Here is a 26,158-nt window from a genome sequence, read left to right as displayed (position 1 = left end):
GCGCAGCACATAGTTTGATGTGATGTCAACGTCGGGCAAACATTCTCCTCCATCGGAGACCGGCCCTGCAAGTCGCAGTCAGCCGGTCGGTTGGCGGGTGCGGGTGCTGCTTTTGATTGTGTTGGTGGCCGCGGTGGCAACCGTCTGGGTCACCAATCGATTGCTGACCGAGCGGTTCACCAAAGACACCCGTAACCGCGCCGAAGTGCGACTCGCGTTATACGGGGGCAACTTGCTGAGCGAATTGCGCCGCAACGCAATTGTACCTCAGCTTTTGGCGCGCGACCCGACCCTGATCGCCGCGCTCAATTCGAAAGATTTCAGTCAGTCCACCCAGCGCCTGATTTCGTTTGTCGACGAGATTGACGCGGCATCGCTGATGCTGCTCGATAATAACGGGCGCACGGTGGCGGCAACGGATCGCAACCGCCTTGGCTCATCGCATCGTAGCGAACCCTATTTCGTAGATGCCGTCCGGGCAAATTCTACCGTGTTCTCTGTCATCCCGCGCGAAGCGGGCGGTTACCGTTTCACCTATTCCCGCCGTCTGGAAAGCGGAAATTCGATTTTGGGCGTGATCGTGGCGGAGGTTGATCTGCAAAAATTCGAGCGCGCCTGGGCCGGGATTTCCGACGCGGTGATGGTGATGGACTCCACTGGGACCATCATTCTGGCGACAGAATCGCGCTGGCGCGGCTTGACCGAAGAACAGGCCGTGCAGCTGCAGACCCCGCAAAATGCCATCGAACGCGCGATCCGGGCCACCACCGATTGGACGGCAGTGCCCGCCGACGCTTATTTGCGCGGCGAGGCAGTGATGCGCACCCAGGCCCGGATTCCCTTCCGTGGCTGGCGGATGGCGTCTTTCACGACTTACGAATCAATCCGTGAGCGGGTGAACGGTGTGCTGGCACTCGAAATTATGGGATTCGCCATTCTTTTGGCGGCGGCTTTCTATCTGCTCAGCCGGAAGACCGCGGTGCGCATGGCGCTGTTTCAGCGGGAATCTGCCGAGTTGCGGGCATTGAACAGCCGCCTGCAGCGGGAAATCGCCGAGCGCGAACGAGTTCAGGAAAACCTTGCGGTGGCCGAACAGACCTTGGCGCAATCCAGTAAACTGGCGGCGTTGGGTGAGATGTCGGCCGCAGTCAGCCACGAACTGAACCAGCCGCTGGCGGCGATGAAAACCTATCTGGCTGGCGCGCGCTTGCTGCTGCGCCGCCACCGTCCCGAAGAAGCGCTGGCCTCGTTCGGGCGGATTGATGACCTGATCGAACGTATGGGCGCGATTACTCGACAGCTAAAATCCTATGCCCGTAAGGGAAGTGAAAGCTTTTCACCGTTGAATATGAACGATGCGCTTGCTTCGGCGCTGTCGATGATGGAGCCCCAATTGCGCCATCGACAGGTGCAGATCGCGCAAATTCTGCCCGATACGCCGGTCTATGTAATGGGCGACCGGATGCGGATTGAGCAGGTGATGGTCAATCTTTTGCGTAATGCGCTGGACGCTACCAAGACGGTCGCTGATCCCGAAGTTCAGATTATTCTTGCCGCCGGCGAAACGGCGACATTGACGGTGCGTGACAACGGTCGGGGAATCGAAGATCTGGATGCGCTGTTCGAACCGTTCTATACCACCAAGACCCCCGGCGACGGTGTCGGACTGGGGCTTGCCATCTCGTCCGGGATCGTCAGCGACCTTGGCGGACGGCTAACGGCCCGCAATGCGCAGAACGGCGGCGCGGTGTTTGAGATGCAGCTTCCAATTCACGAAGATGGAATGGAAGCGGCAGAATAGCAAAAGGTGACGAGCGATGGCGCAGGCGATGAAAATTGCAATCGTGGACGACGAACAGGATATGCGGCAAAGTATCAGCCAGTGGCTGGCGCTGTCGGGGTACGACACCGAAACCTTTTCCAGCGCCGAAGAGGCGCTGAAAAAGCTTGGCCCTGATTATCCCGGAATCGTCATTTCCGACATTCGTATGCCCGGCATGGACGGGATGCAGTTTCTGAAGAAACTGATGGGCGCCGACAGTGCGCTGCCGGTCATCATGATCACCGGGCATGGCGACGTGCCGATGGCGGTCGAGGCGATGCGCGTGGGCGCCTTCGATTTCTTGGAAAAGCCGTTCAATCCCGACCGAATGTCTGAATTGGCCAAACGCGCCACCGGCGCGCGTCGGCTGACGCTGGACAACCGCGCCTTGCGCCGCGAGTTGAGCGACGGCACCCAGTTGATGAAAAAGCTGATCGGGTCGAGCCCGGTGATGGAGCGCCTGAAAGATGATATTCTGGATCTGGGGCAGGCAGACGGTCACGTGTTGATCGATGGCGAAACCGGCACCGGCAAGACGTTGGTGGCCCATGCCCTGCACGCGGTGGGCAGCCGTGCGGGCAAGAAATTCGTCCTCATCAGTTGCGCCGCGCTAGAGGAAGATGCACTTTCCAAACGTCTGTTCGGCCCCATGCAGCCCGAGGACACGCAACTTCCGGCAATCGAGGAAGCGCGCGGCGGCACGTTGGTGCTGGAAGATATCGACGCGCTCAGCGAGACTTTGCAGGCCAAACTGCTGAGCGTCATCAATGAGCAGGGCACCCCCGCCGAAACCCGTATCGTCGCGATTTCCAACATGCAGGAGGCAGGGCGCACCCTTGAGGACGCCCTGCGGCCCGATCTTTTCTACCGTCTGGCTGCGTTGCGGATCACCGTGCCGCCGCTGCGCCAGCGTGGCGAGGATATCCTGATGCTCTTCACGCGCCTGTCCGAGCAGTTCTCCGACGAATATGGCTGCGAGGCGCCGCAAGTATCCGCACAGGAGGCGGCACAACTGTTGCAGGCGCCTTGGCCCGGCAATGTGCGCCAGTTGATTAACATCGCGGAACGCGCAGTGCTGCAATCGCGGCGCGGTTCGGGCACCATCGCATCGTTGCTGATGTCGGATCATGAAGAAATGCAGCCAGTGATGACCACCGAGGGCAAACCGCTCAAGGAATATGTCGAGGCGTTCGAGCGCATGCTGATCGACAACACCATGCGCCGTCACAAAGGTAGCATCGCCAGTGTCATGGAGGAGTTGTGCCTTCCCCGCCGGACACTGAACGAGAAAATGGCCAAATACGGCCTGCAACGATCAGATTACCTTTGACGCATTCCGGTTGGCGGCAGATAGGATTTTGACATTAGGTGTCGAAGGCGCTGCGCGTTGTTTCGGCAGAATAATAACGCTCGCCCGGCACCGCGCCCGGCAAGGGGGGCGAAATTTCCCATTGTCATCCCCCTACGCTTGGCCATATTGTGAAATGACGGAGCGCGTCGACATAAACCGCGATCCGCTAAGAGTTTCGCTGAGTCGGACTGGGCTGCAAGCCGCGCCCATGGACCGTTCAGACCGATGTGATCCTATCCGGGATCAACGTAATGCCTTTGACCGTTTAATATGTCGGCAAGGGGAATAATGGGCAGAGTCGGGGCCGCCCCGACCTGTCGGAGAAGAACCGCGATGACGCGTGCGCGAGGATTGAGCACAAGAGCAGGGGGCCAATGGGCCATGCCCTGCCTGACTGCATGCCGCGCTGCGTCTGACATCGCCCTGACAAGACATCACCCCAAACGCTCCCGTCCGCCAGGGCGGGCAGTTTTGCCGTGGTGCACCAAGGTAACATGGCCAATAAAATGCTTATCGACGCCACCCACGCGGAGGAAATCCGCGTCGTGGTGGTTGATGGAAACAAGGTTGAAGAATTTGATTTCGAATCCGAAAACAAGCGGCAGCTTGCCGGCAATATCTATCTTGCCAAGGTAACCCGCGTCGAACCGTCGCTACAGGCGGCGTTCGTGGATTATGGCGGAAACCGGCACGGATTTTTGGCGTTTTCCGAGATCCATCCCGATTATTACCAGATTCCCGTCGCCGACCGCGAAGCGTTGATGGAGGAAGAGCGCGCCTATGCCGAGGCGCTGGAAGCGGAAGAGAACGCCGCTGAGTCCTCGCGCGCGCGCCGTGGGTCTCGGACAAAATCGGTGGCCGAGGCGACGAAATCTGATGATGCTGTTGAATCGACCGATATCAATGGCATGGAAACCATTGATCCGAGCGAAGATGATGCCGCAGAAGGTACATCACCGATGGAGCGGGTTGCCGAAACGCCGGTCGAAGAGCCGCTGGGCGATCAGAACGGCGACGCGAACAGTGTGTCCGGTGCAGAGCACGGCAACGGCAGCGATCCTGTCGCTAAGGATGACACAATCGAATCTGTTGCGGATGACGATGACACCGAAGATCTGCGCCCGATCCGTAAACCGCGACCGCGTAAGTACAAGATCCAAGAAGTTGTGAAGGTGCGCCAGATCCTTCTGGTACAGGTCGTAAAGGAAGAGCGCGGTAACAAAGGCGCGGCGCTGACCACTTATCTCTCGCTGGCGGGTCGGTATTGCGTCCTGATGCCCAACAGCGCGCGCGGTGGCGGGATTTCTCGCAAGATCACCAACGCTGCCGACCGGCAGAAGCTCAAGGATATCGCCGCTGAAATCGACGTGCCCAAAGGGGCCGGGTTGATTGTGCGGACTGCCGGAGCGAAGCGCACCCGAACCGAAATCAAGCGCGATTACGAATATCTTCAGCGCCTATGGGAGCAGATCCGCGAACTGACGCTGAAATCGGTTGCACCGGCAAGTATCTATGCCGAAGGCGATCTGATCAAGCGTTCGATCCGCGATCTCTACAGCCGCGAAATCGATGAGGTTCTGGTCGAGGGCGAGCGCGGCTATCGCATCGCCAAAGACTTCATGAAGATGATCATGCCGTCGCACGCCAAGAACGTGAAGCATTATCAGGATACGATGCCGCTGTTTGCGCGGTATCAGGTCGAAAGCTATCTCAGCTCGATGTTCAATCCGACGGTACAGTTGAAATCGGGTGGCTACATCGTGATTGGGGTGACTGAGGCGCTGGTGGCGATCGACGTCAACTCGGGGCGTGCGACCAAAGAAGGCAGCATCGAGGAAACGGCGACCAAGACCAACCTTGAAGCCGCCGAGGAAATCGCGCGCCAATTGCGTCTGCGTGATCTGGCCGGTTTGATTGTCATCGATTTTATCGACATGGACGACCGCAAGAACAACACGGCAGTGGAAAAACGGTTGAAAGACAAGCTGAAAACCGACCGCGCACGGATTCAGGTGGGCCGGATTAGTGGCTTTGGTCTGCTCGAAATGAGCCGCCAGCGTCTGCGCCCCGGTATGATTGAAGCGACCACCCAGCCATGTCCGGCATGTCATGGCACTGGGTTGATTCGCTCGGACGATAACATGGCGCTCAATATCTTGCGCCAGATCGAGGAAGAGGGCGTTCGCGGTCGCTCGCGCGAGATCGTAGTGCGCGTGCCAGTCAATGTCGCCAACTTCCTGATGAACCAGAAGCGCGAGCATATCGCCCGCATCGAAACACGCTATGGTCTGTCGGTTCGCATCGAGGGTGACGTGCAATTGGTCAGCCCCGACTTCTCTCTTGAGAAGCTTAAAACCGCCAGTCGCAATGTGGAGGTCGCAGCCGATCCAGTCGTCTCGGTCGATACATCGCTGATGGATCAGGTCGATGCCAAGGCTGATGATAGCAGCACCGACATTGGCGGTGACGGTGACGATGACGAGACGCCGGCCAATGCAGAGGGTGGAAATGGCGACGGCAAAACGAGACGCCGCCGCCGCCGCCGTCCACGGCGCAGCAAAAACGGCAGGCCTGACCAAACTGGCACCGATGATAGCCAGCAGGGAGAAACCGGGCCCGAACCTGTTGAAGGTGATAGTAAATCCCCCGAACCGGCTGCTGCCGCCGCCACCACCGCTGGCGAGGACGAGAAAGAGGATGCTCAACCCTCCGCGACCCAGTCTAGGGCACCGCGCAGATCACGCTCCAGGCAGCCCAGACGGACACAGACTGACGACGTAACGCAAACGCAATCGGGTGACGCCCCGACAGCTGGTGATGCGCCCGAGGATACACCTAAAACGGTGGTGCGCACGCGGTCGCGCCGTTCCGCGCCGGCCGCTGCAAGGGCCAGCGACAAACCAGCCGTAGCCGTGGCGGCTGCGGCCGATAAGACGACGGTTGCACCAGCGAGCGACGATGCGGCAGCCAAAAGCAATGGACCGGCGGCTGAGACCAAGCCGGAACCAACGCCCAAGCCGGTCGCAGCCGTGGAGCGGCCCAGCTCGGCACCGGAGCCCACGGCAAAGCCAGACACCGAAAGGACGCCGAAACCGGTTGAAGAAGCGGTCGATACTGCGCCGGAAGACGCGGCCAAACCCAAACGACGTGGCTGGTGGTCGTTGAACCGTTAAGCCAGAAACGGCAAGGGCGGGTCCGAAAAGGCCCGCCCTTCAACATTTCCGTTTATTATCAGGCAATGGCGTTATCCGCCGCCCTTGCGGATCAGGTAGGTCTGCACGCCGCCGCTTTCCTCTTGCGCCACTAAAGTATGGCGCGCTTCGGCGCAGAAATGTGGCACATCCACCACTGCCGCCGGATCGTCCGCAATCAATTTGAGCAGCGCACCATCAGGCAGCGACCTCAGCTGTTTGCGTGCTTTGAGAACCGGCAACGGGCAAAGCAGGCCGCGGGCATCGAGAGTGTGGTCTTCATCAATCATGGTTTTCAAATAGGCTATTTCGCAGGCAAAGGGAAATCTTCCGGTGCTTGTTCAGCTAACAGCTGTCATCGGGCACGGGTTTGTGACCAAATGCGCCGTGACCTTGCAGCTATGATGGCCTAAAGGGGAGTCATGTTTGGGATTGAAATAATTGACGCCGCACTTCTGCCGGCAATGTTCGTGGCCTTGTTTGCGGGCGTTCTCAGCTTTCTCTCGCCTTGTGTGCTGCCTATTGTGCCGCCCTATCTGGCTTATATGAGCGGAGTTACGGTTCAGGATCTGAACACCGGCGCCCAAGGGCACAATCGCGCAATGTTACCGGCGCTATTTTTCGTGCTGGGACTTTCAACGGTGTTTCTTTTGCTCGGGTTCACCGCATCGGCAATCGGCACCATGTTCCTGCAATATCAGGACTGGTTCAACACCATCGCAGGCGTTTTGGTTATGGTGATTGGTGCGCATTTCGTTGGCGTCTATCGCATTCGCTTCCTTGACCGCGAAGCCCGGCTGGATGCCGGTGACCACGGGGGGTCCGCTTTCGGGGCTTATATCTTGGGGCTTGCCTTTGCCTTTGGTTGGACGCCCTGTATCGGCCCGCAATTGGGCGCGATCCTGTCGCTGGCTGCTTCCGAGGCCTCGGTGACGCGGGGTACTTCGTTGCTGGCGGTCTATGCAATCGGCCTGGGCGTGCCGTTCCTGCTGGTCGCCGCCTTCTTGCCGCGTCTGGGCGGGCTGATGGGCTGGATGAAACGGCACATGGAGCAGATCGAACGCGTCATGGGCCTGTTGCTGTGGACCATTGGTCTGCTGATGCTGACCGGCGGCTTTTCCAGTTTTTCCTACTGGCTGCTGGAAACCTTCCCGGCGCTGGCCAGTCTAGGCTGACTTGCGGCAAGCTGATAGCATCACGATGCCGGTACGGCGGCGCAGGGTGCTCTTCATCCCCGGCTATGATCCGTTTCCTCCCCGCCGCTACCGCGAACTTTACCGTCGCGAGAGCGCGGCGCAGGCGGCGATTTCAGGCTACGATCTCGCAGTGACCTGCGAGGCGCGGGGCGGCATCTACGGATGGCACGTGGAGGCTCAGATCGACGGGGTCACGACCGAAACCGACGTGGAGGTTCTGGTTTGGTCGGATATCGTTCAAAGCAGTATGGCCAACGGCATCGCCACCACCTATTTGCAACTGCTGCGCACGGCGTGGACCTACATCGCCAGTGGCGCACTGTGGCGGCTGATGCGACTGCGCAAAGGGCCAGTGATCGCGGCGTTTTATCCTGTCGTATTGCTGCTGGCGCAACTGGCGCTGGCAATGTTGGCGGCGGTGCTGGCCTTCCCAATGCTTGGGCGATTGCAGGCACTTGGGACAATCGGGCAGGGCGCAGCGCTGGTTGCGACGGGTTTGGTGGTCTGGGGTGTGCTGCGATGGTTCCGGGCACAGGACGGGCGATTCTATGCGCACTACCTGATGCATGATTACGCTTTTTCTGCCCGCCAGAACGGTGCCAACCCGCTAGAAATCGAGCAGCGGATCGCAGATTTCGCCGCGCGAATCGCCGAGGCGCTGGCCGCAGAAGTCGACGAGGTGCTGGTCGTCGGGCATTCTTCGGGCGCGCATCTGGGGGTGTCGGTGCTCGCGGACCTGCTCCGCTCAGGGCGAATGCCGATCAATGGGCCGGCGCTGTCGTTTCTGACCTTGGGGCAGGTGGTGCCGATGGTGTCGTTCCTGCCCGATGCCGACCGGCTGCGCACCGATCTGCGCTATCTCTCGGCGCGGGATGAACTAACTTGGGGCGATGTGTCCGCCCCCAGCGACGGCTGCTCGTTCGCGCTTTGCGATCCGGTGGCGGTCAGCGGGGTCGCGCCCGAGGACAAGAAATGGCCACTGGTCCTGTCGGCGGCATTCACGAAAACTCTGTCTCCAGAACGCTGGAAAACGCTGCGCTGGCGGTTTTTCCGGCTGCATTTGCAGTACCTATGCGCCTTCGACCGTCCCGGCGATTATGATTATTTTCACATCACCGCCGGGCCACTGACGCTAGGCGCGCGTTATGCGGGCCGTGCGCCATCGCGTTCGCGGATCGACGTGCCGGTATCGCGCCATGTCTCGGTACGGCCCGCATGATTCCGCCAAAACCGGCCGCGCGCGCCGATAAGGTGTCGTTCTGGCGCTATCTGCGCCTGTTCCGGGCCGATATTCTGTCGGCCCAGCCCGCGCGGCTTTATCGTGCCTGGATGGCCGAATTCCGCACGCCGTTTTTCCATTCCTTCCTGCTGAACCAGCCTGATCTGATACGTGCGGTACTGAACGATCGGCCCGAGGATTTCCCCAAATCCGACCGGATCAGTGAAGGGTTGCGGCCTTTGCTGGGAAATTCGGTGTTCGTGACGAATGCCAAGGCGTGGAAACGCCAACGTCGTATCATTGATCCGGCCTTTGAGGGGGGGCGGCTGCGTGACACCTTCCCCGCCATACGCGCCGCCGGCGCGGCGATGGTGACGCGGCTCGAGCGACGGTGCGGGCAACTCGTCGAGATCGAGGCCGAGACCAGCCACGCCGCAGCGGACGTGATTTTTCGCACGCTGTTCTCGATCCCTATCGAACACGAAGTCGCGGCGCAGGTCTTTTCCCGCTTTCGCACCTACCAACGCAGCCAACCGATCCTGAACGTTGCCGCACTTGTCCCGTTGCCGCACTGGATGCCGCGGTTCTTCGGACCGAGCACCCGGACCAGCGCGGCGCGAATCCGCGCACTGATTGCGGCATTGACCCATGCGCGGATGCGCGAGATCGAGGCCGGGACGGCACCCGACGATCTGGCAACCAAAATCATGACCACGACCGACCCACAGACCGGCGAACGGTTCAGCGTTGAGGAAATGATCGACCAAGTCGCGATCTTTTTTCTGGCCGGCCATGAAACCAGCGCCTCGGCGCTGGCATGGGCGCTTTATCTGCTGGCGCTCTACCCCGATTGGCAGGAACGCGTGGCCAGCGAAGCTGCAGCGCTGGAAGACGAGACTTTCGCGGCAATGGCGAAACTGCGCCTGTCGCGCGACGTATTCCGCGAGACCCTGCGCCTTTATCCGCCAGTACCGATGCTGGTGCGCGAGGCACGATGTCCGGCGCGATTTCGCGACCGCGAGGTTCCAGCAGGCGCGCAGATGGTGGTGAGTCCCTGGCACCTGCACCGGCATACACGGCTTTGGGATAATCCCGACGGTTTCGACCCCGCCCGCTGGCAGACCGAAAACGGCCAGATCTGCCAACGCGAGGCCTTTATCCCATTTTCCGCCGGTCCGCGCGTCTGCCCGGGTGCCGGGTTTGCCATGGTTGAGGGGCCGCTGCTTTTATCGATGCTGCTGCGCCGATTCCGGGTGCGAGCGGTCAACGGGCGCGAACCGGTTCCAGAGGCACATCTGACGGTGCGTTCGCGCGATGGAATCTGGCTGGAGTTGCAGGAGCGATGAGTCGGCCTCAGCCCAACACGCCGAGCCAGAACCACACCGTCAGCACCGAAAACGCGGTCGCAATCAGCAACGACGCCGCTGCCACGCGCTTGGCGTGGCCATACATGTTGGCAAAGACATAGCCGTTCACTCCCGGCGCCATCGACGCCATCAACACGCCAGAGCGGAACAGGTCAGTCGGGACGTCAAGTGTAGTCCCGAAACTCCAGACCAGCGCCGGGTGGATCAGCAGTGACAGCGTGCAGATATAGGCAATCACGCGAGCATCGCCCTCGGTACGATATTGCACCAGCACCCCGCCCAGAGCAAAGAGCGCGCAGGGAATGGCCGCGCGCGCGATCATCACCAGCGCGTCGTCAACGACCGTGGGTATGGGCAGGCGGGAAACGTTGACGATGAACCCCATCAAGATGGCGATGATCAGCGGATTGCGGAAGATCGCGTTGAACACGGCGCGGGCAAGGACGCGCCCGGTCGCGCCACGGTTACGGAAATACTCCATCACCGTGATCCCCAGCGCGTAGCAAAAGGGCGAGTGAAACGCGATGATTGCGAAATTGCCGACCAGATTGTCAGCCCCATAGGCCCGTTCGGTGATCGGCAGGCCCAGGAGCACGCCGTTCGAGAACAGGCAGCAAAATCCGATCACCACACTATCCTGCCATGGACGGCTAAAAATTACGCGCGCGCCGAACAAGCCGGCGACAAAACATAATGTCGCACCAAGATAAAAGCTGGCGAGAAGCCTTGGGTCAAAGCCCACCGAGAGATCGATGGTGGCAATGGCGCGAAACAGCAGGCAAGGAATGGCAAAGTTCTGAGTGAAGCGCATCAGCCCATCGGTGAGATCACCGCTGAAATAGCGCGCCCAGACCGCGCTATAACCCGCCCCGATAACGATAAAGACTGGCAGGATCACGTCGATCAGGGTGTGAAACATGGCCGATCCTTACGTTTATAGCAGCGTCAGGGAGCCTCCGGCGGGGATATTTTCCGCAAGAAGAAGCCAGAGTGGAGGTCAGAGGGGGACGTGCAGCACCATACCATCATGTGCCGGTGTGACATGGTCGGGCGTGTCGCGGTCGACTGCATCGTAATCCATATCGATGTGCATATTGGTCAGCACCGCGCGGCGCGGCCGGGCGCGGGCGATCCATTCGAGCGATTTGTCCAGATGCGCGTGGGTCGGGTGCGGCGTGCGGCGCAGCGCGTCAAGGATCCAGCAATCGAGATTATCGAGCTCGCGCCAAGCGGCAGCGGGAATTTCAGCGACATCGGGCAGATAGGCCATTCCGCCGACCCGAAAGCCGAGCGAATCGATCGAACCGTGATTAACCAGAAAGGGGCGCAGCTCTATCGTGCCGCCGGGGCCAGTCACCTGAAACGGTCCCTCGATGGTGTTCATGTCGAGGATCGGTGGATAGTGCGAGCCCTCGGGTTGCACGAAGGCATATCCGAACCGGGCATAGAGCGCGTTCTGGGTCGGATAGTCAGCCCAGACCGGCAGGCGCTGGCGCATGTTGAAGACAATCATGCGCAGATCGTCGATGCCGTGCACGTGGTCGGCATGGCTATGGGTGTAAACCACCCCATCCAGCCGCCCAATGCTGGCGTCGAGCAACTGGCTGCGCATGTCGGGCGAGGTGTCGATCAGCACGGTCGTGGTGCCTTCGGGTCCGTCGCGTTCCACCAGGATCGAACAGCGGCGGCGGTGGTTTTTCGGATTTTCCGGGTCACAATCGCCCCAATGGCCGCCAAGGCGAGGCACACCGCCAGAGGAGCCGCAGCCCAAGATGGTGACACGCAAGGTCTCGCTCATGATGGCGTCCAGGCGGCGGCCTTGGCGAACAGCCGCTCAAAGTTCTGTTGTGAACGCGCCGCGAATTCGGCGTAGTCCAGATCGAATATCTCGGCGCCAACCCGCGCCGTATGGCTGGCAAAGGCGGGCTCGTTGCGTCTGCCGCGATGGGGCGGCGGCGCGAGATAGGGCGCGTCGGTTTCAACCAGGATACGATCAAGCGGGGCGGCGGCGAAGATCTCGCGCAATTCGGTGCTTCGCGGGAAGGCGGCAATGCCCGACATCGACAGATAAAAGCCCAGATCAAGCGCCGCGCGCGCCAAGTCTGCGCCCGACGAAAAGCAGTGCATGACGCAGGAATAGGCGCCAATGCGATATTCCTCGGTCAGGATCCGGGCCATGTCGGCGTCAGCGTTGCGCGCGTGGATGATCAGCGGCAGCATGGTTTCGCGCGCGGCAGCGATATGGATGCGCAGCGATTCCTGCTGCGCTGCTGCGCTTTCGGCGGTGTAGTGGTAGTCTAGCCCTGTCTCACCGATGCCGACAAATTTGGGATGGCGCGCCAAGCCGATCAATTGGTCGGCGCTGGCCATCGGGCTGTCGGCGACACTCATCGGGTGGGTTCCGGCGGCGTAGAACACAGGCGCGTGTGTATCGGCGATGGCGCGCACTGTCGGTTCCTGTGACAGTCGCGTGCAGATCGTCACCATCCGCGTCACGCCGGCGGCGGCGGCATTCGCGATGATGGTGTCAAGCTGGCCTTCGAAATCTGGAAAGTCGAGGTGGCAATGGCTGTCGGTGATTTCTGGTATTTCGGACATGCGGCCCCGGTATTTCTCGCCGCGCGGCGGCCCTGTCACGACTGCGCGGTCTTTTGTATCCTGAAAACCGTATCTAGGACAAGCGCGGCAGGGTCAAGGTTGACCGCCTGCCCGTGCTGGTTGCGCGCGGTGATTGTGGCCGCGGTATCAGCCCAGGCGCGGCCCTTCGCGGGCGTTGCGGCTAGCCGGCTAAGGATCGCGGATTCGTCGCGCGCGGCCTCGGGCAGGGGCGGGGTGCCGGTGGCACCGCAGCGCGCCAGACGAGACAGGGCAATATCGATCAGGTTCAGCAGCAGGTCAAAACGTTCCGCTGCATTGCGTTGCGCCGCTGTCTCGGCCAGTGCCAGCGCGCGTTGGCGGTCAAGGCGGGGCAGCGAGCCAAGGATTACCACCAGATCATGGTAAAGCCGCAGCCCGTCGAGATTGAGCAGCCGCAGCGCGCCGCCCACCGAGCCGGCGGCCAGTGCTGCAAGCTGGTCGGGATTGTCGGACAGCTCTGTGCCCGCCTGTGCCAGCGCCGCCTGCATGTCCTGCGCCCTTAATGGCGCGAGCCGCAGCACACGGCAGCGCGAGCGGATCGTCGGCAGCAGCGCCGAAGGCTGATGTGAAACCAGTAGCAATGTGGTCAGCGCCGGCGGTTCTTCGAGCATCTTGAGCAGCGCATTGGCGGCGCTGGCATTCATTTCGTCGGCGGCGTCCACAATGACCACACGCGCGCCCCCGTCGGTGGCCGACAGGGCGAGAAAACGGTGCAGCTTGCGGATGTCTTCGACAACGATTTCGGTGCGCATGCGGCCGGTCTTTTCATTGGCGCTGCGCGTGATATGAGCCAAGCGCGGTTCGCTTCCGGCGGCAACGCGGCGGGCGACCGGGTGATCGGCGGGAATATCGAGAGCTGTGGGCCTATCGGTGATCACACCATCGCCAGGCAGCGGGGTGGCCAGCAAAAAGCGCGCGATGCGCCAGGCAAGGGTCGCCTTGCCCACACCGGGCGGGCCGGTCAACAGCCAGGCATGGTGTAGGCGGCCCGATGCGAAAGCGTCGAGGAAATCGGCCTGTGCCGCATTTTGTCCGAAAAGCCGCGCGGCATCGCGCGGGTGCGGTGCCCCGGCGATCTGATCGGGGGGCGGAAGGTCGGCGCTGGCGCTCATGACGTTGCGCCTTTCACGGTGGCGAAAACATCGCTGGCCACGGCATCTGGCGAGCGGTTGCCGTCGATCACCCGGATGCGGTCGGGAAACTCTTGTGCCAAGGTCAGGAACCCGGCGCGCATGCGGCGCTGGAGGTCGGCACCAAAGGCCTCAAACCGTTCTTCCGCGCCGTTGCGCGACAGCGCGCGGGTCAGGCCGGTTTCGGGGTCCATGTCGATCAGCAGCGTCAGGTCTGGTTCGCGCCCGATCATCAGGTCGTGCAACTGATCGACCAAGGCCCGCAGATCGCCTCGTGACAGCCCCTGATACATCCGCGTGCTATCGGCGAAGCGGTCGCAGATCACCACTTTGCCCGCGGCTAGGGCGGGGGCGATGGTGCGCTCCAGGTGGTCGCGTCTGGCGGCGGTAAACAGCAGGATCTCGGTGTGAGGCGACCAGCGGTCGGGGTCGCCTTCTAGCACCAACGCGCGGATCTGCTCGGCGCCGGGGCTGCCGCCGGGTTCGCGGGTCAGAACGACATCGTGGCCTTGTGCCCGCAGGCGATCTGCCAGTCGGCGCGCTTGTGTGGATTTGCCCGATCCATCGATCCCCTCGATGCTGATAAACAGGCCTTTGAGCGCGCTCACTGGGCCTCCGCAGAGCCGGAAGTGAGCCGTTTGATCATTTGTTGTGCGGCGGTTGCCATTTTGACACGGAAGCCGCCCAACGGCACGTCGCGGTCAGCGACCAAAGGCACGCGGACCTCGGGCAGTTCGGCGCGGTTTATGACCAGTTCGGCTAGTTTTTCGCCCCGAGAAATAGGCGCGTTGAAGGGGCCATTATAGACCACCTCGGCGGCAATGTCATTGCTGGCCAGCGTCGGCATCAAGATCGTCAGGTCTTTGGCAGTTACCAGCCCTATGGTTGATTGGTCCCCACGCCAGACCTCTGCCTTGAGGACCGGCTCTCCGGCGCGGGCGACGGTTTTTTCGTCGAAATGGCGAAACGACCAGTTCACAAGAGCTTCGGCTTCTCGGGCCCGCTGTGCAGCACTTTCGTAGCCCGATATCACGAAAATGACCCGACGATCTCCCTGTTTCGCGGACCCCACCAACCCATAGCCGGCTTCACGGGTATGCCCTGTTTTCAACCCGTCAGCGCCGACCCCCAGACCCAACAGCGGGTTGCGATTGCGCGTGTTTGCGGGCGCGCGGCCGTCGAACTTGAATTCCTCTTCGGCAAATAGCGGGTAGAATTCGGGGAAGTCGCTGATCAGCCGATCGGCTAGAATGGCCAGATCGTGGGCCGACATTCGATGGCCGGCCTGCGGCCAGCCATTGGAATTGGTAAAGGTCGATTGGGTCAAACCCATTTTCTGGCCGCGCTGGGTCATGAACCGCGCGAACCCGGCCTCGGTTCCATCGGGGCTGAGCGCCTCAGCCAGTACAACACAGGCATCATTGCCTGACATCACCACAATCCCGCGCAGCAGATCTTCCACCCTCACACGGTCTTGCGTATCCAAGAACATGGTCGATCCACCGTAGCTCATGGCATGATTGGAAACCGGCAGACGTTCGTCCAGCGTAAGCCGCCCGTCACGCAGTGCCTCGAAGGTGACGTAAAGGGTCATCAGCTTGGACATCGAAGCGGGGGGCAGGGGCTCGTCGGCATTTTTCGAGAGCAGCACTGTGCCTGTCCCTTGATCGAGCACATATGCGGCCCGTGCCTGCGTATCGAAGGCAACAGCACTCAGGGTGGTGGCGACCAGAAAAACGGCGGCCAGCGAAAGTCGGAGGATGGTCATCGGGCTCTTTCGGCTCCTGTCAATCGGTTACGGGATAGGTAGCGGGAAACCCGGGACCATTCACCCGTTTTCTGAAAACTGCGCGCTATCACACCGCCGTTAAGCAGGAAGGCTTCGTTAAAACCGATACGTCGCGTCATCGCGTGTCCTTGCCTATGCCATTGGTGTTTCTGTATGGGCCAGGCTCCAATGCGCAAATATTGATGTGCTGACGGGCCCGCCACGCGGATTTTGCGCGCCAACATAGCGCTTGGGCGCCCTCAAAGAAAGTGGGCAGGGGCGCAGTGGGAAAATATTTCACCAAACGGTTTTGGGCCCTGCGCGAGGTCAAAAGCGCGACACAGCAACGGGCCTGTTTTCGCAATAGTGTTGCTCCACCGCCACTTGGCTTGAGTGTAAAGGCAGGCTAATAGAGGCAAAACCGGACTTTTCCCACGGAAGAGACCGTCTCGCCGTCACACGCGAACAAGGGGCACTGCATGAGCCACAGCGATAGTTTCATCGATGAAGTCACCGAAGAGGTGCGCCGCGACCGCCTATTTAGGTTGTTCCGTCGCTATGGCTGGATCGCGGTGCTGCTTGTGCTGCTGGTTGTTGGCGGTGCTGCGTTCAACGAGATTCGAAAGGCGCAGATGCGCACACAGGCCGAAGATCTGGGGGATGCACTTCTTGCCGCATTGGAAAACGACGCCGCGACGGCCCGCGCTGAAGCCCTAGCGGGGGTTGGTGCCGAAACACCGGGCGGGCAGGCAGTCGCCGCATTTTTGACGGCGGCGGCACTGGCGGACACGGACGAAACGGCAACCGCTGTCGAGCGTCTGAACACCATTTCGACCGATGGCGCGCTGCCAGAGATCTATCGCCAGATTGCTGCATTCAAGGCGCTGACATTGCAGGGGGATGCTCTGCCGGCATCTGAACGCCGCTTGCAGTTCGAGGCGCTGGCGCGACCTGGTGCGCCGTTGCGTCTTCTGGCGCAGGAACAGTTGGCCCTGATCGATATTGGCGAGAACCACCCTGAGGGAGCGATCGACAGGCTGCAGGCGATCCTTGACGACGCCGAAGCACCTGCGGGCTTGCAACAACGTGTGGCACAGGTGATTGTGGCCTTGGGCGGCACCCCGACAAGCGCCCGGGAGGGCCAAGGGTGACGTTTTGCCCTCGTCGTGTCACAAACGAGCAGAACCAAAGACTAGTCAGGACAGGCCGATTACTATGAAGTCAGCGATCATTTCTTCCCGGTTCGGGCTGGTCTGTCTCGTAAGCGGAGCCCTGCTCCTTGGCGCATGTGCGGAAAGAGCGGTGATTCTGCCGGGTGAACGCGAGGATGTTCGCGCCGATCTGAACCTGCCCGACGAAAAACCGAAAGCGGTCAATAATGTCACCCGCGCAATCCGCATTCCGGGGCAAAGCGTCAATTCGGCTTGGACGCAGGGCCTCGGCTCGCCTGTTACGCGGGTGCAAAACGCTGCGCTGGGCGAGACGCCCCGACTGCTCTGGTCGACCTCGATCGGCAGCCCTGATGGCAAGCGTGCGCGCATCACCGCTGATCCGGTTGTCGGCGGCGGGCTGATTTACACGCTCGATTCTGGCGCGCGGGTTTCCGGAGTCACACCCGCGGGCGCCGTGGCGTGGAGTACCGACCTCACCCCGTCGAGCGAACGTCCGGGAGATTCGACCGGCGGGGGCCTCGCCTATGATAACGGGACGCTTTATATTTCGTCCGGTTTTGGCATCTTGACCGCACTTGATGCAAGCAGCGGTGCCGTGCGCTGGCGTCAAGAACTCGATGCGACCGGCAGCGGTACGCCAACCGTACGCGACGGGATCGTCTATCTGGTCGCCGGAGATGAAACCGCCTGGGCGATTAATGCAAGTAACGGCCGAATTCTGTGGCAACTCAGTGCTGCACCGAGCGTGGTCAATGTTCTCGGCGCGCCTTCCCCTGCGCTGGTCGGCGATCAGGCAATCTTTGGCTTCGGATCGGGCGATGTGATCGCGGCGTTCCGCCGGGGCGGCATGCGAAACTGGAATGCCTCGGTTGCAGGGCAGCGTCTGGGGCGGGCGGTCTCGCGCATCAGCGATGTAACCGGCAGTCCGGTAGTTGCAGGCAATGCCGTTTACGCAGGCAATCATTCCGGGCGGCTAGCTGCGTTTGACATCCAGACGGGCGAACAGCTTTGGGTCGCACGGCAGGGCGCGTTGGGTCCGGTTTGGCCCGCCGGTGACAGTATTTTCGCGGTCACTGACATCAACCAGCTGGTCCGTTTCGATGCAAGCAACGGCAGCGTGATCTGGGCCATCGATCTGCCCGGTTTCGTAAGGGACAAACCCCGCAAGCGGAGCCGGACTTGGGCGCATTATGGGCCAATCCTGGCCGGAGGGCGGATCGTGATCGCCAGTAACGATGGCTGGTTGCGCTTCTTCTCGCCGGAAAGCGGTGAGCTGGTGTCGCGGGTCGAAGTGCAAGGTGGAGCCACCACCGCACCGGTGGTTGCGAACCAGACGCTGTATGTTGTGGGCGCCAATGGCGCGTTGTTCGCTTTCCGTTGATGCGAGAATGCGCTAAGGGACGTATCTGTCCTTTGTAAAAGCAGGCGCCATGTCGTTTACCCTTGCCATCGTAGGCCGTCCCAATGTGGGAAAGTCTACCCTATTCAACCGCCTTGTCGGGCAGCGTCTTGCGCTGGTCGATAATCAACCGGGGGTGACTCGCGATCTGCGCGAGGGAGCCGCGCGTCTGGGCGATCTGCGTTTTACGGTGATTGATACCGCCGGGCTGGAAAATGTCACCGACGACAGCCTGCAGGGCCGGATGCGCCGCTTGACTGAGCGCGCGGTGGATATGGCTGATATCTGTCTGTTCATGATCGATGCACGCACCGGTCTTACTGCGACGGATCAGGTCTTTGCAGATATTCTGCGCAAGCGGAGCGCGCATGTGATTCTGGCCGCGAACAAGGCTGAAGGGGCCGCTGCTGATGCCGGCGTACTCGAAGCGTATAGTCTTGGGCTGGGCGAGCCGATTCGCATGTCGGCGGAACATGGCGAAGGGCTGAACGACCTGTATGCACAGTTGATGCCGCTGGCGGATGATTTCGCCGAACGGGCTCGCGCCGATGCCCCTGAAACCGATGTGACAATTGATGAGGACATCGACGCCGACGAGGCCATTGACGAGAACGCCCATCGCCCGACCGAGGCAAGGCCTTTGCAGGTGGCCGTTGTCGGTCGGCCCAATGCGGGCAAATCAACGCTGATCAACCAGATCATTGGCGAAGAGCGCTTATTGACCGGTCCTGAGGCGGGAATCACCCGCGATGCGATCTCGCTACAGGTGAACTGGGATGGCGTGCCGATGCGTCTGTTTGATACCGCTGGTATGCGCCGCAAAGCCAAGGTTCAGGAAAAACTGGAGAAACTTTCGGTCAGCGACGGCCTGCGCGCGGTCAAGTTTGCCGAAGTGGTCGTGGTCCTGCTGGACGCTGCAATCCCATTTGAGCAACAGGATCTGCGCATCGCGGATCTGGCCGAACGTGAGGGCCGGGCGGTGGTGATTGCCGTGAACAAATGGGACATTGAGGAAGACCGGCAGCAAAAGCTGCGCGACCTGCGCGAGGCGTTCGAGCGCCTGTTGCCGCAATTGCGTGGCGCGCCGCTGGTGACCGTCAGCGCCAAGACCGGCAGGGGACTGGACCGCCTGCAAGCCGCGATCAGCCGTGCCCATGATATCTGGAACCGCCGGGTGCCGACGGCAGCGCTGAATCGCTGGCTGAATGGCATGTTGGAACAGCACCCGCCCCCGGCGCCGCAAGGTCGGCGGATCAAGCTGCGTTACATCACGCAGGTCAAGACCCGCCCGCCAGGATTCGTGGTGATGTGCAGCCATCCCGACAAGATGCCGGCCAGCTATACAAGGTATCTGGTCAATGGTCTGCGCGAGGACTTTGATATGCCCGGCACGCCCATTCGCCTGCATCTGCGCGGCCAAAGCGACAAGAATCCGTTCAAGGGGCGCAAGAAGCCCGGCAAATCGCACCTACGCAAACATATTGAGGGCCGCCGCAGTTAACGGGATGGCACTGCGTGTGTGATCGGCAAAAGGCAAAGGGATGATAGCTTTCAGCCCTTTCTGTGAACGATGGTCAGCGTGTTGGTTCTCAGCCCGCTGCTGACCAAGAGTGATGTCAGCGCTGCGCTCAAACCAGTTGGTTTTGACCCGTCCGTGGATATAGCATGGACGCGAAATCAATCGGCGGAGTACGGCGATGAATCTGCGGGAATATACACGTCAGTATTGCGAGAAAGACAAGCGCATCGCCGCGCTCAGTTTTTTCGGGACCTTTACCGTTTATTTCGCTTCGTTGTGGCTGGCCATCATGCAGGTCGAAAACTGGTGGCTCATGCTGCCCTTGATGGTGGTTCATGGGTTTTCCGCCGTGCGTCTTTACGTGCTGCAACACGATACCGGGCATCATTCGCTGTTTCAAACCCGCGCCCAGAACGAACTGGCGGGCCATGTGCTCTCGCCCTTCACCTTTGCGCCGTTCGAGGTGATGAAACAGAATCACAACCTACACCACGCCAATGTCGGCAATCTTGAACATCGCGACACCGGCGAGATTCACACGATGACACTGCGGGAATGGAATGCGGCGGGGTTCTGGGCGCGGCTGCAATACCGGCTGTATCGCAATCCGTTCCTGCTGGTGCCGGTGGGCGCGTTCTTTACCTATTTCATCCGCTATCGCTGGCCCAAGAACACCATGCGATTCGGCTGGAAGGGTGTTGTTGTTCACAATGTTGCAGTTTTTGTCTGGGTTACGGTGATCTATGCGCTGGCCGGCTGGCAGGGGCTGGGGATCTATTTCAGCGCCTCTATGTTGGGCGGGATGCTGGGTGTGTTCCTGGTCTATCTTCAGCACAATTTCGAAGATACTTATTGGGACCGCCGCCCCGATCTAGACCCGCAGCTCGCTGCGCTTCAGGGATCAAGCTGTCTGGATTTCGGCTGGTGGTTCGACATGGCGGTGGCCTGTATTACGCTGCATGACATCCACCATCTGAACGCGCGTATCCCGTCATACCGCTTGCGGGCCTGTCATTATAATCTGCCGCCGGAATGGGCACCGCGCCGGATCAAGTTCTACGAGGCAGTGGCGGCGCTGAACCTGAAGCTCTGGGATGAAGAGCGGGGCCGGTTGGTGCCGTTTCCGTCGGTCGCGGGGCGGGATTCGTCCCGCCCGGCGGGCGAGGCCGGGTAAGCGCCCCAGCGCAAGGGAAGGCAAGCTTTTCGGCCTAAGAAACTTGCGGATGCGGTCCCTCGCGCCGCAGGCCAGACCGTAACGACAATGCGCTGATCACGATGATACCAAGGCCAGATAAGGCGACGACAGCCGGATATTGATCCCACGCGTGGCCGATTACGCCGAACAGCGCCCAGATGATGCCGATGCCGTATTCCGCAATATCGCGCAATTGCCACAGCACGATAGAGCCAAGCACCATGGCCAGCAGCAGCGCGACGATTGCGGCGGGGATGTTGTCCAGCAATCCGTAACCCGCCAGCAAAAGACCCAGAGACACACAGGCGGCTGCAGTCAGCCAGCCAGAATAAAGCGCGACCGGACCACGTGCCAGCCAGCGATCCAGCACGGGCGCACGCGAAAGCGCAGGCAGGGCGGCGGCCAGCATGACCCAGATCAGCACACTCGCCGCAACGGGGCTGATCTTAGCGATCGGCAACCAGGTTGCCCCCACCGCCAGCGACAGTGTCAGCGGTGCCCGCATTGGTTCCCAGTCAACCTCTCGGGCGCGCAGGAACAATCCGGCGGCGGCGCTGACCAGCAGCCAAAGATAGATCAGCCCCCAGATCGAGAATGCCCAGCCAGCCGGCTGCACGGCGGCATTCACTTGAGGCACCGTAAACAGATAGGGATCAAACCCACCGAACCCTGGCACCACCAGCGGTGACGCGACAAAGGCCAGCGTGGCCAGAAAGGCAAGCACCGCCATCAATGGCGTCGGGCGGTCGGTGGCCATGTCAGATCAACTCTCCGGATGCGCTCAATGTGGATTTACCACCGAGATAGGGCAAAAGGGCGCTGGGTAAAGTCACCGAACCGTCTTCCTGCTGGCCGTTCTCCAGAACTGCGATCAGGCAACGTCCAACTGCCAGCCCCGAACCGTTCAAAGTATGGACAAATTCCGGCTTGCCGCCGCCTTCACGGCGGAACCGCGCATTCATACGACGTGCCTGGAAGTCGCCGGTCGACGAAACACTGGAAATTTCGCGATAGGCATTCTGTCCCGGCAGCCATGCTTCGATATCGTAGGTGCGGCGCGCGCCAAAGCCCATATCGCCGGTGCACAGCACCACGGTGCGATAAGGGATCTCCAGCCGTTCCAACAGATCCTCGCCGCAGCGCAACATGCGTTTGTGCTCGGCCTCGCTGTCTTCCGGGCGGGTAATGCTGACCATCTCGACCTTCTCGAATTGGTGCTGACGCAACATCCCGCGGGTATCCTTGCCCGCTGATCCGGCCTCGGAGCGGAAACAGAGCGAATGGGCGGTGTAGCGGCGCGGCAGATAGCTTTCCTCGACGATGGCATCGCCCACGATATTGGTGAGTGTGACCTCGGATGTGGGGATCAACCACCAGCCATTTGTGGTTTCATAGCTGTCTTCGCCGAATTTCGGCAATTGCCCGGTGCCGAACATGGCTTCTGGTCGCACCAAGACCGGGCCGTTGACTTCGGTCAGGCCATTCTCGTCCACATGGGTATCCAGCATGAACTGTGCCAATGCCCGGTGGATTCGCGCTACTGCGCCCGAAAGGAGGACAAAGCGCGATCCTGAAAGCTGCGCGGCAGTCTCAAAGTCCATCGACGGGGCAACACCGGCAATCTCAAAATGTTCTTTTGGTGTAAAACCGAAATCGCGCGGACTACCCCAGCGGTTCACTTCGACATTGTCGGCCTCGTCATTGCCGTCGGGCACATCCTCGGCGGGCAGGTTGGGGATGCCCGCCAACCGCTTGCTCAGTTCAGCGTCCAGTTTACGCGCCTCGTCCTGCATGGCTGCGATTTCGGCCTTTTTATCGGATACCAGTGCACGCAGACGCTGAAATTCAGTTTCGTTGCCTTTGGCCTTGGCGGCACCAGCATCTTTGCTGGCCTTGTTCTGTTCGGCCTGCGCGGACTCGGCGGCCGAGATGCGGGCGCGGCGCTGCGCATCCAGTTCCAGCAAATCGGCAGCGACGGATGCTTCGCCACGGCGTGCCAAGGCGGCATCAAATTCAGCAGGGGCCTCTCGGATGGCGCGGATATCATGCATGGGGCTGTCCTTGGTCGTTGAATCGTTGATTGTACTTATGCCGTAACGCGCGCTGCTGTGTAAGGGTTCGTATTCGCGCAGTCGGCGGCTTGCATTGATCAGCTTCTGCGAATAGGTTTCGCGCGAATTCGCGGGCGAGATGTGCCCCGCGCCCAACAAAAGGATTTCCTCATGGATAGTGGCACAATCGCCCAGTTTCTTCCGCTCGTTCTGATCTTTGCGATCATGTACTTCCTGCTGATCCGGCCACAACAGAAAAAGGCCAAGGAGCATGCAGCCATGGTTGCGGCGGTGCGCCGGGGCGATATTGTCATTACTCAGGGGGGAATCGTCGGCAAGATCGTCAAGGTCAAAGACGATAACGAGGTCGAGGTCGAGATTGCCGAAAACGTCAAAATCCGATTGATTAAAAGCACCATCGCTACGGTTACCAGCAAGACCGAACCGGCAAACTGATTCTGCCGGCTGAACCCGATCGGAAGGCTGGGGCATGTTTCAGATCAATTTATGGCGGCGCGTCCTGATATGGCTGCTGTGCCTGACCGGCGTCGCGCTGGCGCTTCCTAATGCGTTCTACACACGTGTCGAACAGCATAACGATGCGATCGTCGCAATCGAGCAGGGCGCGGATACGCCGGAGAACCAGCGTTTGGCCGAACTTTGGCCAAATTGGTTGCCGTCGGATCTAGTCAATCTGGGTCTCGATTTGCGGGGCGGAGCGCATCTTCTGGCCGAGGTTCAGGTTCGCGACGTTTACGAAAGCCGGATGGAGGCGATGTGGCCTGAAATCCGCGATACGCTGCGCCCCTTGCGCGATACTGTGGGTACGATTCGGCTGCAAAAGTCGCCGCCGGGCACCCTGCATGTCCGCATCGGAGACGCCGAGGGCATGAATCGGGCGGTTGCCGCAGTAAAGGACCTCGCGCGACCGATCCAAACCCTGACCGGCGCCGGCTCAACCGATATCACCGTGCGCGGGCAGGGTGATATGTTGATTGTCACGTTATCGGATGCGGAAAAGCAAGCGAGCGACGACCGCACTGTACGTCAGGCGTTGGAAATCGTGCGCCGACGTATTGACGAGGTCGGCACCCGTGAGCCTACGATTCAGAGGCAGGGCAGCGACCGTATCTTGATTCAGGTACCAGGCATCGGCAGCGCTGCCGAGCTGAAAGAGATCATCGGCACCACCGCGCAACTGACCTTCAACCCGGTGGTCGGGCGTGGCACCGATGCCAATTCCAACCCCGGCCTTGGCAATAAGATTCTGCCCTCAATCGACGAAAACGGTGTTTACTATACGATTGAATCCGCGCCGGTGGTGACTGGCGAAGAATTGGTCGATGCCCAACCGAGCTTTGATCAGAATGGTCGCCCTGCAGTCAGTTTCCGGTTCAACACGTCGGGCGCGCGCAAATTTGGCAATTACACCGCCGAGAATATTGGTAGCCCATTTGCCATTGTGCTCGACGATGAGGTTATTAGCGCCCCGGTAATCCAGAGCCACATCCCGGGTGGATCGGGTATCATCACCGGTAATTTCACCGTCGAGGAAAGCACCAACCTGGCCGTGTTGCTGCGCGCTGGCGCGCTGCCGGCCGGTCTGGACTTTCTTGAGGAACGCACCATTGGCCCCGAGTTGGGGCAGGACAGTATTGATGCGGGCAAGATCGCGACACTGGTCGCTTTTGTGGCCGTGCTGGTGTTCATGGTCCTGTCCTATGGGCTGTTCGGGGTTTTTGCCAATGTCGCGCTGATCCTGAACGTCGCGATGATCTTCGGTTTGTTATCGCTGATTGGAGCGACACTGACGCTGCCGGGAATCGCGGGCATCGTACTGACCGTAGGGATGGCGGTGGACGCCAATGTGTTGGTGTTTGAACGTATCCGCGAGGAGCTGAAATCAGCGCGGGGCCCGGTGCGGGCGATCGAACTTGGCTATGAACGCGCGCTCAGTGCGATCCTCGACGCCAATATCACCACTTTCATCACCGCTGTGATCTTGTTTACGATGGGCTCGGGACCGGTGCGCGGATTCGCGGTCACTCTGGGATTGGGCATTCTGACCTCGGTGTTCACGGCAATCTTCGTCACACGCTTGATGATTGTGATGTGGTTCGAACGTCGCCGCCCCAAGACAATCGAGGTTTGATATGCGCTTGAAGCTGATTCCCCAAGAAACAAGCATCGACTTTTTCAAGCTGTGGAAGGTCTGGGTCGGTATCTCGGGGGTGCTGCTCCTGCTTGCGCTGGTGTCATTCATGGCACGTGGTTTGAATTATGGCATCGATTTTCGGGGCGGCACCACGATCCGCACCGAAAGCGCACAGCCCGTCGATGTTGCGGCCTATCGTGCAGCGCTTGATACGCTTGATTTGGGAGATGTCAGCATCTCCGAGGTGTTCGACCCCAGTTTCGGGCCGGACAAGAATGTCGCAATGGTCCGCATTCAGGCGCAGGACGAGCAGGAAGCGGTCACGCCTGAATTGATTGCTGCCGTTGAGGGTGCGCTACTTCAGGTCGCCCCGGACATCAAATTTATCTCGGTCGAATCAGTCGGCCCGAAAGTGTCGGGTGAATTGATAAAAACCGCAATTCTGGCCGTAGTATTGGCGATGGGGGCTGTGCTGATCTATGTCTGGCTGCGGTTTGAGTGGCAATTTGCCGTAGGGGCAGTACTGGCGTTGGTGCATGACGTGGTCCTGACCATCGGCATATTTTCCGAGATTCAGATCCGGTTCGATCTGGCGATCATCGCCGCCTTGCTGACCATCGTGGGCTATTCGTTGAATGATACGGTGGTGGTGTTCGACAGGGTTCGCGAAAATCTGCGTAAATACAAGAAGAAGCCCCTTTCCGAGGTGCTGAATCAGTCGATCAACGAGACTCTGTCGCGCACGGTCATGACGTCGGTGACAACCCTGCTGGCGCTGTTCTCGCTGTATTTCCTAGGCGGCGATGTGATCCGTGGCTTTGTCTTCGCGATGATTTGGGGCGTGATTGTCGGAACCTATTCTTCAGTCTTCATTGCATCGACAGTGGTGCTGTGGCTAGGGGTGAAGCGGGATTGGTCCAAGCCCGACAAGACCGGTGGCAACCAGTTTGCCAATGTAGATGCCTGATGATGATTTGATCACATCT

General features: G+C 60.4%; 22 protein-coding genes. 13 read left to right on the top strand and 9 right to left on the bottom strand.

All coding sequences use genetic code 11. The features are described 5' to 3' along the window. The first annotated feature begins 22 nt into the window (after positions 1 to 22). From JAO82_RS00775 to JAO82_RS00765, 3 genes are all read left to right on the top strand, one after another. Positions 23 to 1,801, top strand: a complete 1,779-nt coding sequence (locus JAO82_RS00775; protein WP_198684428.1) for a sensor histidine kinase — start codon at positions 23 to 25, stop codon at positions 1,799 to 1,801. A gap of 16 nt (positions 1,802 to 1,817) precedes the next feature. Continuing rightward, positions 1,818 to 3,152 carry a sigma-54-dependent transcriptional regulator gene (locus JAO82_RS00770; RefSeq protein ID WP_198684427.1) on the top strand — a complete coding sequence of 445 codons (1,335 nt, stop codon included), beginning with the start codon at positions 1,818 to 1,820 and terminating at the stop codon, positions 3,150 to 3,152. 515 nt (positions 3,153 to 3,667) lie between these two features. Then, on the top strand, positions 3,668 to 6,346 hold the full coding sequence (locus JAO82_RS00765) for an Rne/Rng family ribonuclease (protein WP_198684426.1): 2,679 nt from the start codon (positions 3,668 to 3,670) through the stop codon (positions 6,344 to 6,346). Positions 6,347 to 6,417: 71 nt separating this feature from the next. On the opposite strand, the gene tusA is transcribed toward JAO82_RS00765, so the two are convergent. Further along, a complete protein-coding gene (tusA, locus tag JAO82_RS00760) occupies positions 6,418 to 6,654 on the bottom strand; it encodes a sulfurtransferase TusA (protein ID WP_198684425.1) in 237 nt (78 codons plus the stop codon). Between the two features lie 132 nt (positions 6,655 to 6,786). Between tusA and JAO82_RS00755 the strand changes: the two genes are divergently transcribed. Genes JAO82_RS00755 through JAO82_RS00745 form a run of 3 tightly spaced genes read left to right on the top strand, consistent with a single transcriptional unit; the run spans position 6,787 to position 10,125 of the window. After that, a complete protein-coding gene (locus JAO82_RS00755) occupies positions 6,787 to 7,539 on the top strand; it encodes a cytochrome c biogenesis CcdA family protein (protein ID WP_198684424.1) in 753 nt (250 codons plus the stop codon). 25 nt (positions 7,540 to 7,564) lie between these two features. After that, complete coding sequence (locus JAO82_RS00750) at positions 7,565 to 8,779, top strand: hypothetical protein (RefSeq protein WP_198684789.1); 1,215 nt, start codon at positions 7,565 to 7,567, stop codon at positions 8,777 to 8,779. Continuing rightward, positions 8,776 to 10,125, top strand: coding sequence for a cytochrome P450 (locus tag JAO82_RS00745; protein WP_198684423.1), 1,350 nt, complete (start codon positions 8,776 to 8,778; stop codon positions 10,123 to 10,125). The genes JAO82_RS00750 and JAO82_RS00745 overlap by 4 nt, the downstream gene beginning before the upstream one ends. Before the next feature lie 7 nt (positions 10,126 to 10,132). Here the strand turns inward: JAO82_RS00745 and JAO82_RS00740 are convergent, their stop codons facing one another. The 6 genes from JAO82_RS00740 to JAO82_RS00715 all read right to left on the bottom strand — a co-directional run bounded on the left by JAO82_RS00740 (position 10,133) and on the right by JAO82_RS00715 (position 15,681). Then, the gene (locus tag JAO82_RS00740; protein ID WP_198684422.1) at positions 10,133 to 11,065 is read right to left on the bottom strand and encodes an AEC family transporter; all 933 of its coding nucleotides are present in this window, start codon (positions 11,063 to 11,065) and stop codon (positions 10,133 to 10,135) included. A 78-nt stretch (positions 11,066 to 11,143) separates the two neighbouring features. Then, on the bottom strand, positions 11,144 to 11,944 hold the full coding sequence (locus JAO82_RS00735; RefSeq protein ID WP_198684421.1) for an MBL fold metallo-hydrolase: 801 nt from the start codon (positions 11,942 to 11,944) through the stop codon (positions 11,144 to 11,146). Beyond that, the gene (locus JAO82_RS00730; RefSeq protein ID WP_198684420.1) at positions 11,941 to 12,744 is read right to left on the bottom strand and encodes a TatD family hydrolase; all 804 of its coding nucleotides are present in this window, start codon (positions 12,742 to 12,744) and stop codon (positions 11,941 to 11,943) included. The genes JAO82_RS00735 and JAO82_RS00730 overlap by 4 nt, the downstream gene beginning before the upstream one ends. Before the next feature lie 35 nt (positions 12,745 to 12,779). Then, on the bottom strand, positions 12,780 to 13,895 hold the full coding sequence (locus JAO82_RS00725) for a DNA polymerase III subunit delta' (RefSeq protein WP_198684419.1): 1,116 nt from the start codon (positions 13,893 to 13,895) through the stop codon (positions 12,780 to 12,782). Next, positions 13,892 to 14,521 (bottom strand): dTMP kinase, encoded by a 630-nt coding sequence (gene tmk, locus JAO82_RS00720; RefSeq protein WP_198684418.1) that lies wholly within the window; start codon positions 14,519 to 14,521, stop codon positions 13,892 to 13,894. Before tmk ends, JAO82_RS00725 begins: the two co-directional genes overlap by 4 nt. Beyond that, positions 14,518 to 15,681 carry a D-alanyl-D-alanine carboxypeptidase family protein gene (locus JAO82_RS00715; protein WP_198684417.1) on the bottom strand — a complete coding sequence of 388 codons (1,164 nt, stop codon included), beginning with the start codon at positions 15,679 to 15,681 and terminating at the stop codon, positions 14,518 to 14,520. Before JAO82_RS00715 ends, tmk begins: the two co-directional genes overlap by 4 nt. A gap of 479 nt (positions 15,682 to 16,160) precedes the next feature. Here JAO82_RS00715 and JAO82_RS00710 point away from each other — a divergent pair, with 479 nt between their 5' ends. The 4 genes from JAO82_RS00710 to JAO82_RS00695 all read left to right on the top strand — a co-directional run bounded on the left by JAO82_RS00710 (position 16,161) and on the right by JAO82_RS00695 (position 20,945). Continuing rightward, positions 16,161 to 16,832 (top strand): hypothetical protein, encoded by a 672-nt coding sequence (locus JAO82_RS00710; RefSeq protein WP_198684416.1) that lies wholly within the window; start codon positions 16,161 to 16,163, stop codon positions 16,830 to 16,832. Positions 16,833 to 16,896: 64 nt separating this feature from the next. Further along, positions 16,897 to 18,234 (top strand): outer membrane protein assembly factor BamB family protein, encoded by a 1,338-nt coding sequence (locus tag JAO82_RS00705; protein WP_198684415.1) that lies wholly within the window; start codon positions 16,897 to 16,899, stop codon positions 18,232 to 18,234. Positions 18,235 to 18,283: 49 nt separating this feature from the next. Further along, a complete protein-coding gene (gene der / locus JAO82_RS00700; protein ID WP_198684414.1) occupies positions 18,284 to 19,753 on the top strand; it encodes a ribosome biogenesis GTPase Der in 1,470 nt (489 codons plus the stop codon). Positions 19,754 to 19,949: 196 nt separating this feature from the next. After that, positions 19,950 to 20,945: a fatty acid desaturase gene (locus tag JAO82_RS00695; RefSeq protein WP_198684413.1), complete on the top strand. Its 996-nt coding sequence runs from the start codon at positions 19,950 to 19,952 to the stop codon at positions 20,943 to 20,945. Between the two features lie 34 nt (positions 20,946 to 20,979). Here JAO82_RS00695 and JAO82_RS00690 read toward each other — a convergent pair whose 3' ends face one another. Both JAO82_RS00690 and serS read right to left on the bottom strand, forming a co-directional pair. Then, positions 20,980 to 21,723: a hypothetical protein gene (locus tag JAO82_RS00690; RefSeq protein WP_198684412.1), complete on the bottom strand. Its 744-nt coding sequence runs from the start codon at positions 21,721 to 21,723 to the stop codon at positions 20,980 to 20,982. 1 nt (position 21,724) lies between these two features. Next, complete coding sequence (gene serS, locus JAO82_RS00685; protein ID WP_198684788.1) at positions 21,725 to 23,017, bottom strand: serine--tRNA ligase; 1,293 nt, start codon at positions 23,015 to 23,017, stop codon at positions 21,725 to 21,727. A 171-nt stretch (positions 23,018 to 23,188) separates the two neighbouring features. Here serS and yajC point away from each other — a divergent pair, with 171 nt between their 5' ends. From yajC to secF, 3 genes are read left to right on the top strand one after another with little or no spacing between them, the layout of a single operon-like run. Continuing rightward, positions 23,189 to 23,473: a preprotein translocase subunit YajC gene (gene yajC / locus JAO82_RS00680; protein WP_198684411.1), complete on the top strand. Its 285-nt coding sequence runs from the start codon at positions 23,189 to 23,191 to the stop codon at positions 23,471 to 23,473. Between the two features lie 34 nt (positions 23,474 to 23,507). Then, the gene (gene secD / locus JAO82_RS00675) at positions 23,508 to 25,169 is read left to right on the top strand and encodes a protein translocase subunit SecD (protein WP_198684410.1); all 1,662 of its coding nucleotides are present in this window, start codon (positions 23,508 to 23,510) and stop codon (positions 25,167 to 25,169) included. A gap of 1 nt (position 25,170) precedes the next feature. Then, the gene (secF, locus tag JAO82_RS00670; RefSeq protein ID WP_198684409.1) at positions 25,171 to 26,139 is read left to right on the top strand and encodes a protein translocase subunit SecF; all 969 of its coding nucleotides are present in this window, start codon (positions 25,171 to 25,173) and stop codon (positions 26,137 to 26,139) included. The last annotated feature ends 19 nt before the right edge of the window (positions 26,140 to 26,158 follow it).

It is taken from the genome of Pontibaca salina, assembly GCF_016307205.1.
In the GTDB taxonomy this organism is placed as follows: Bacteria; Pseudomonadota; Alphaproteobacteria; order Rhodobacterales; family Rhodobacteraceae; genus Pontibaca; species Pontibaca salina.
This window is presented reverse-complemented; position numbering and strand designations above follow the sequence as displayed.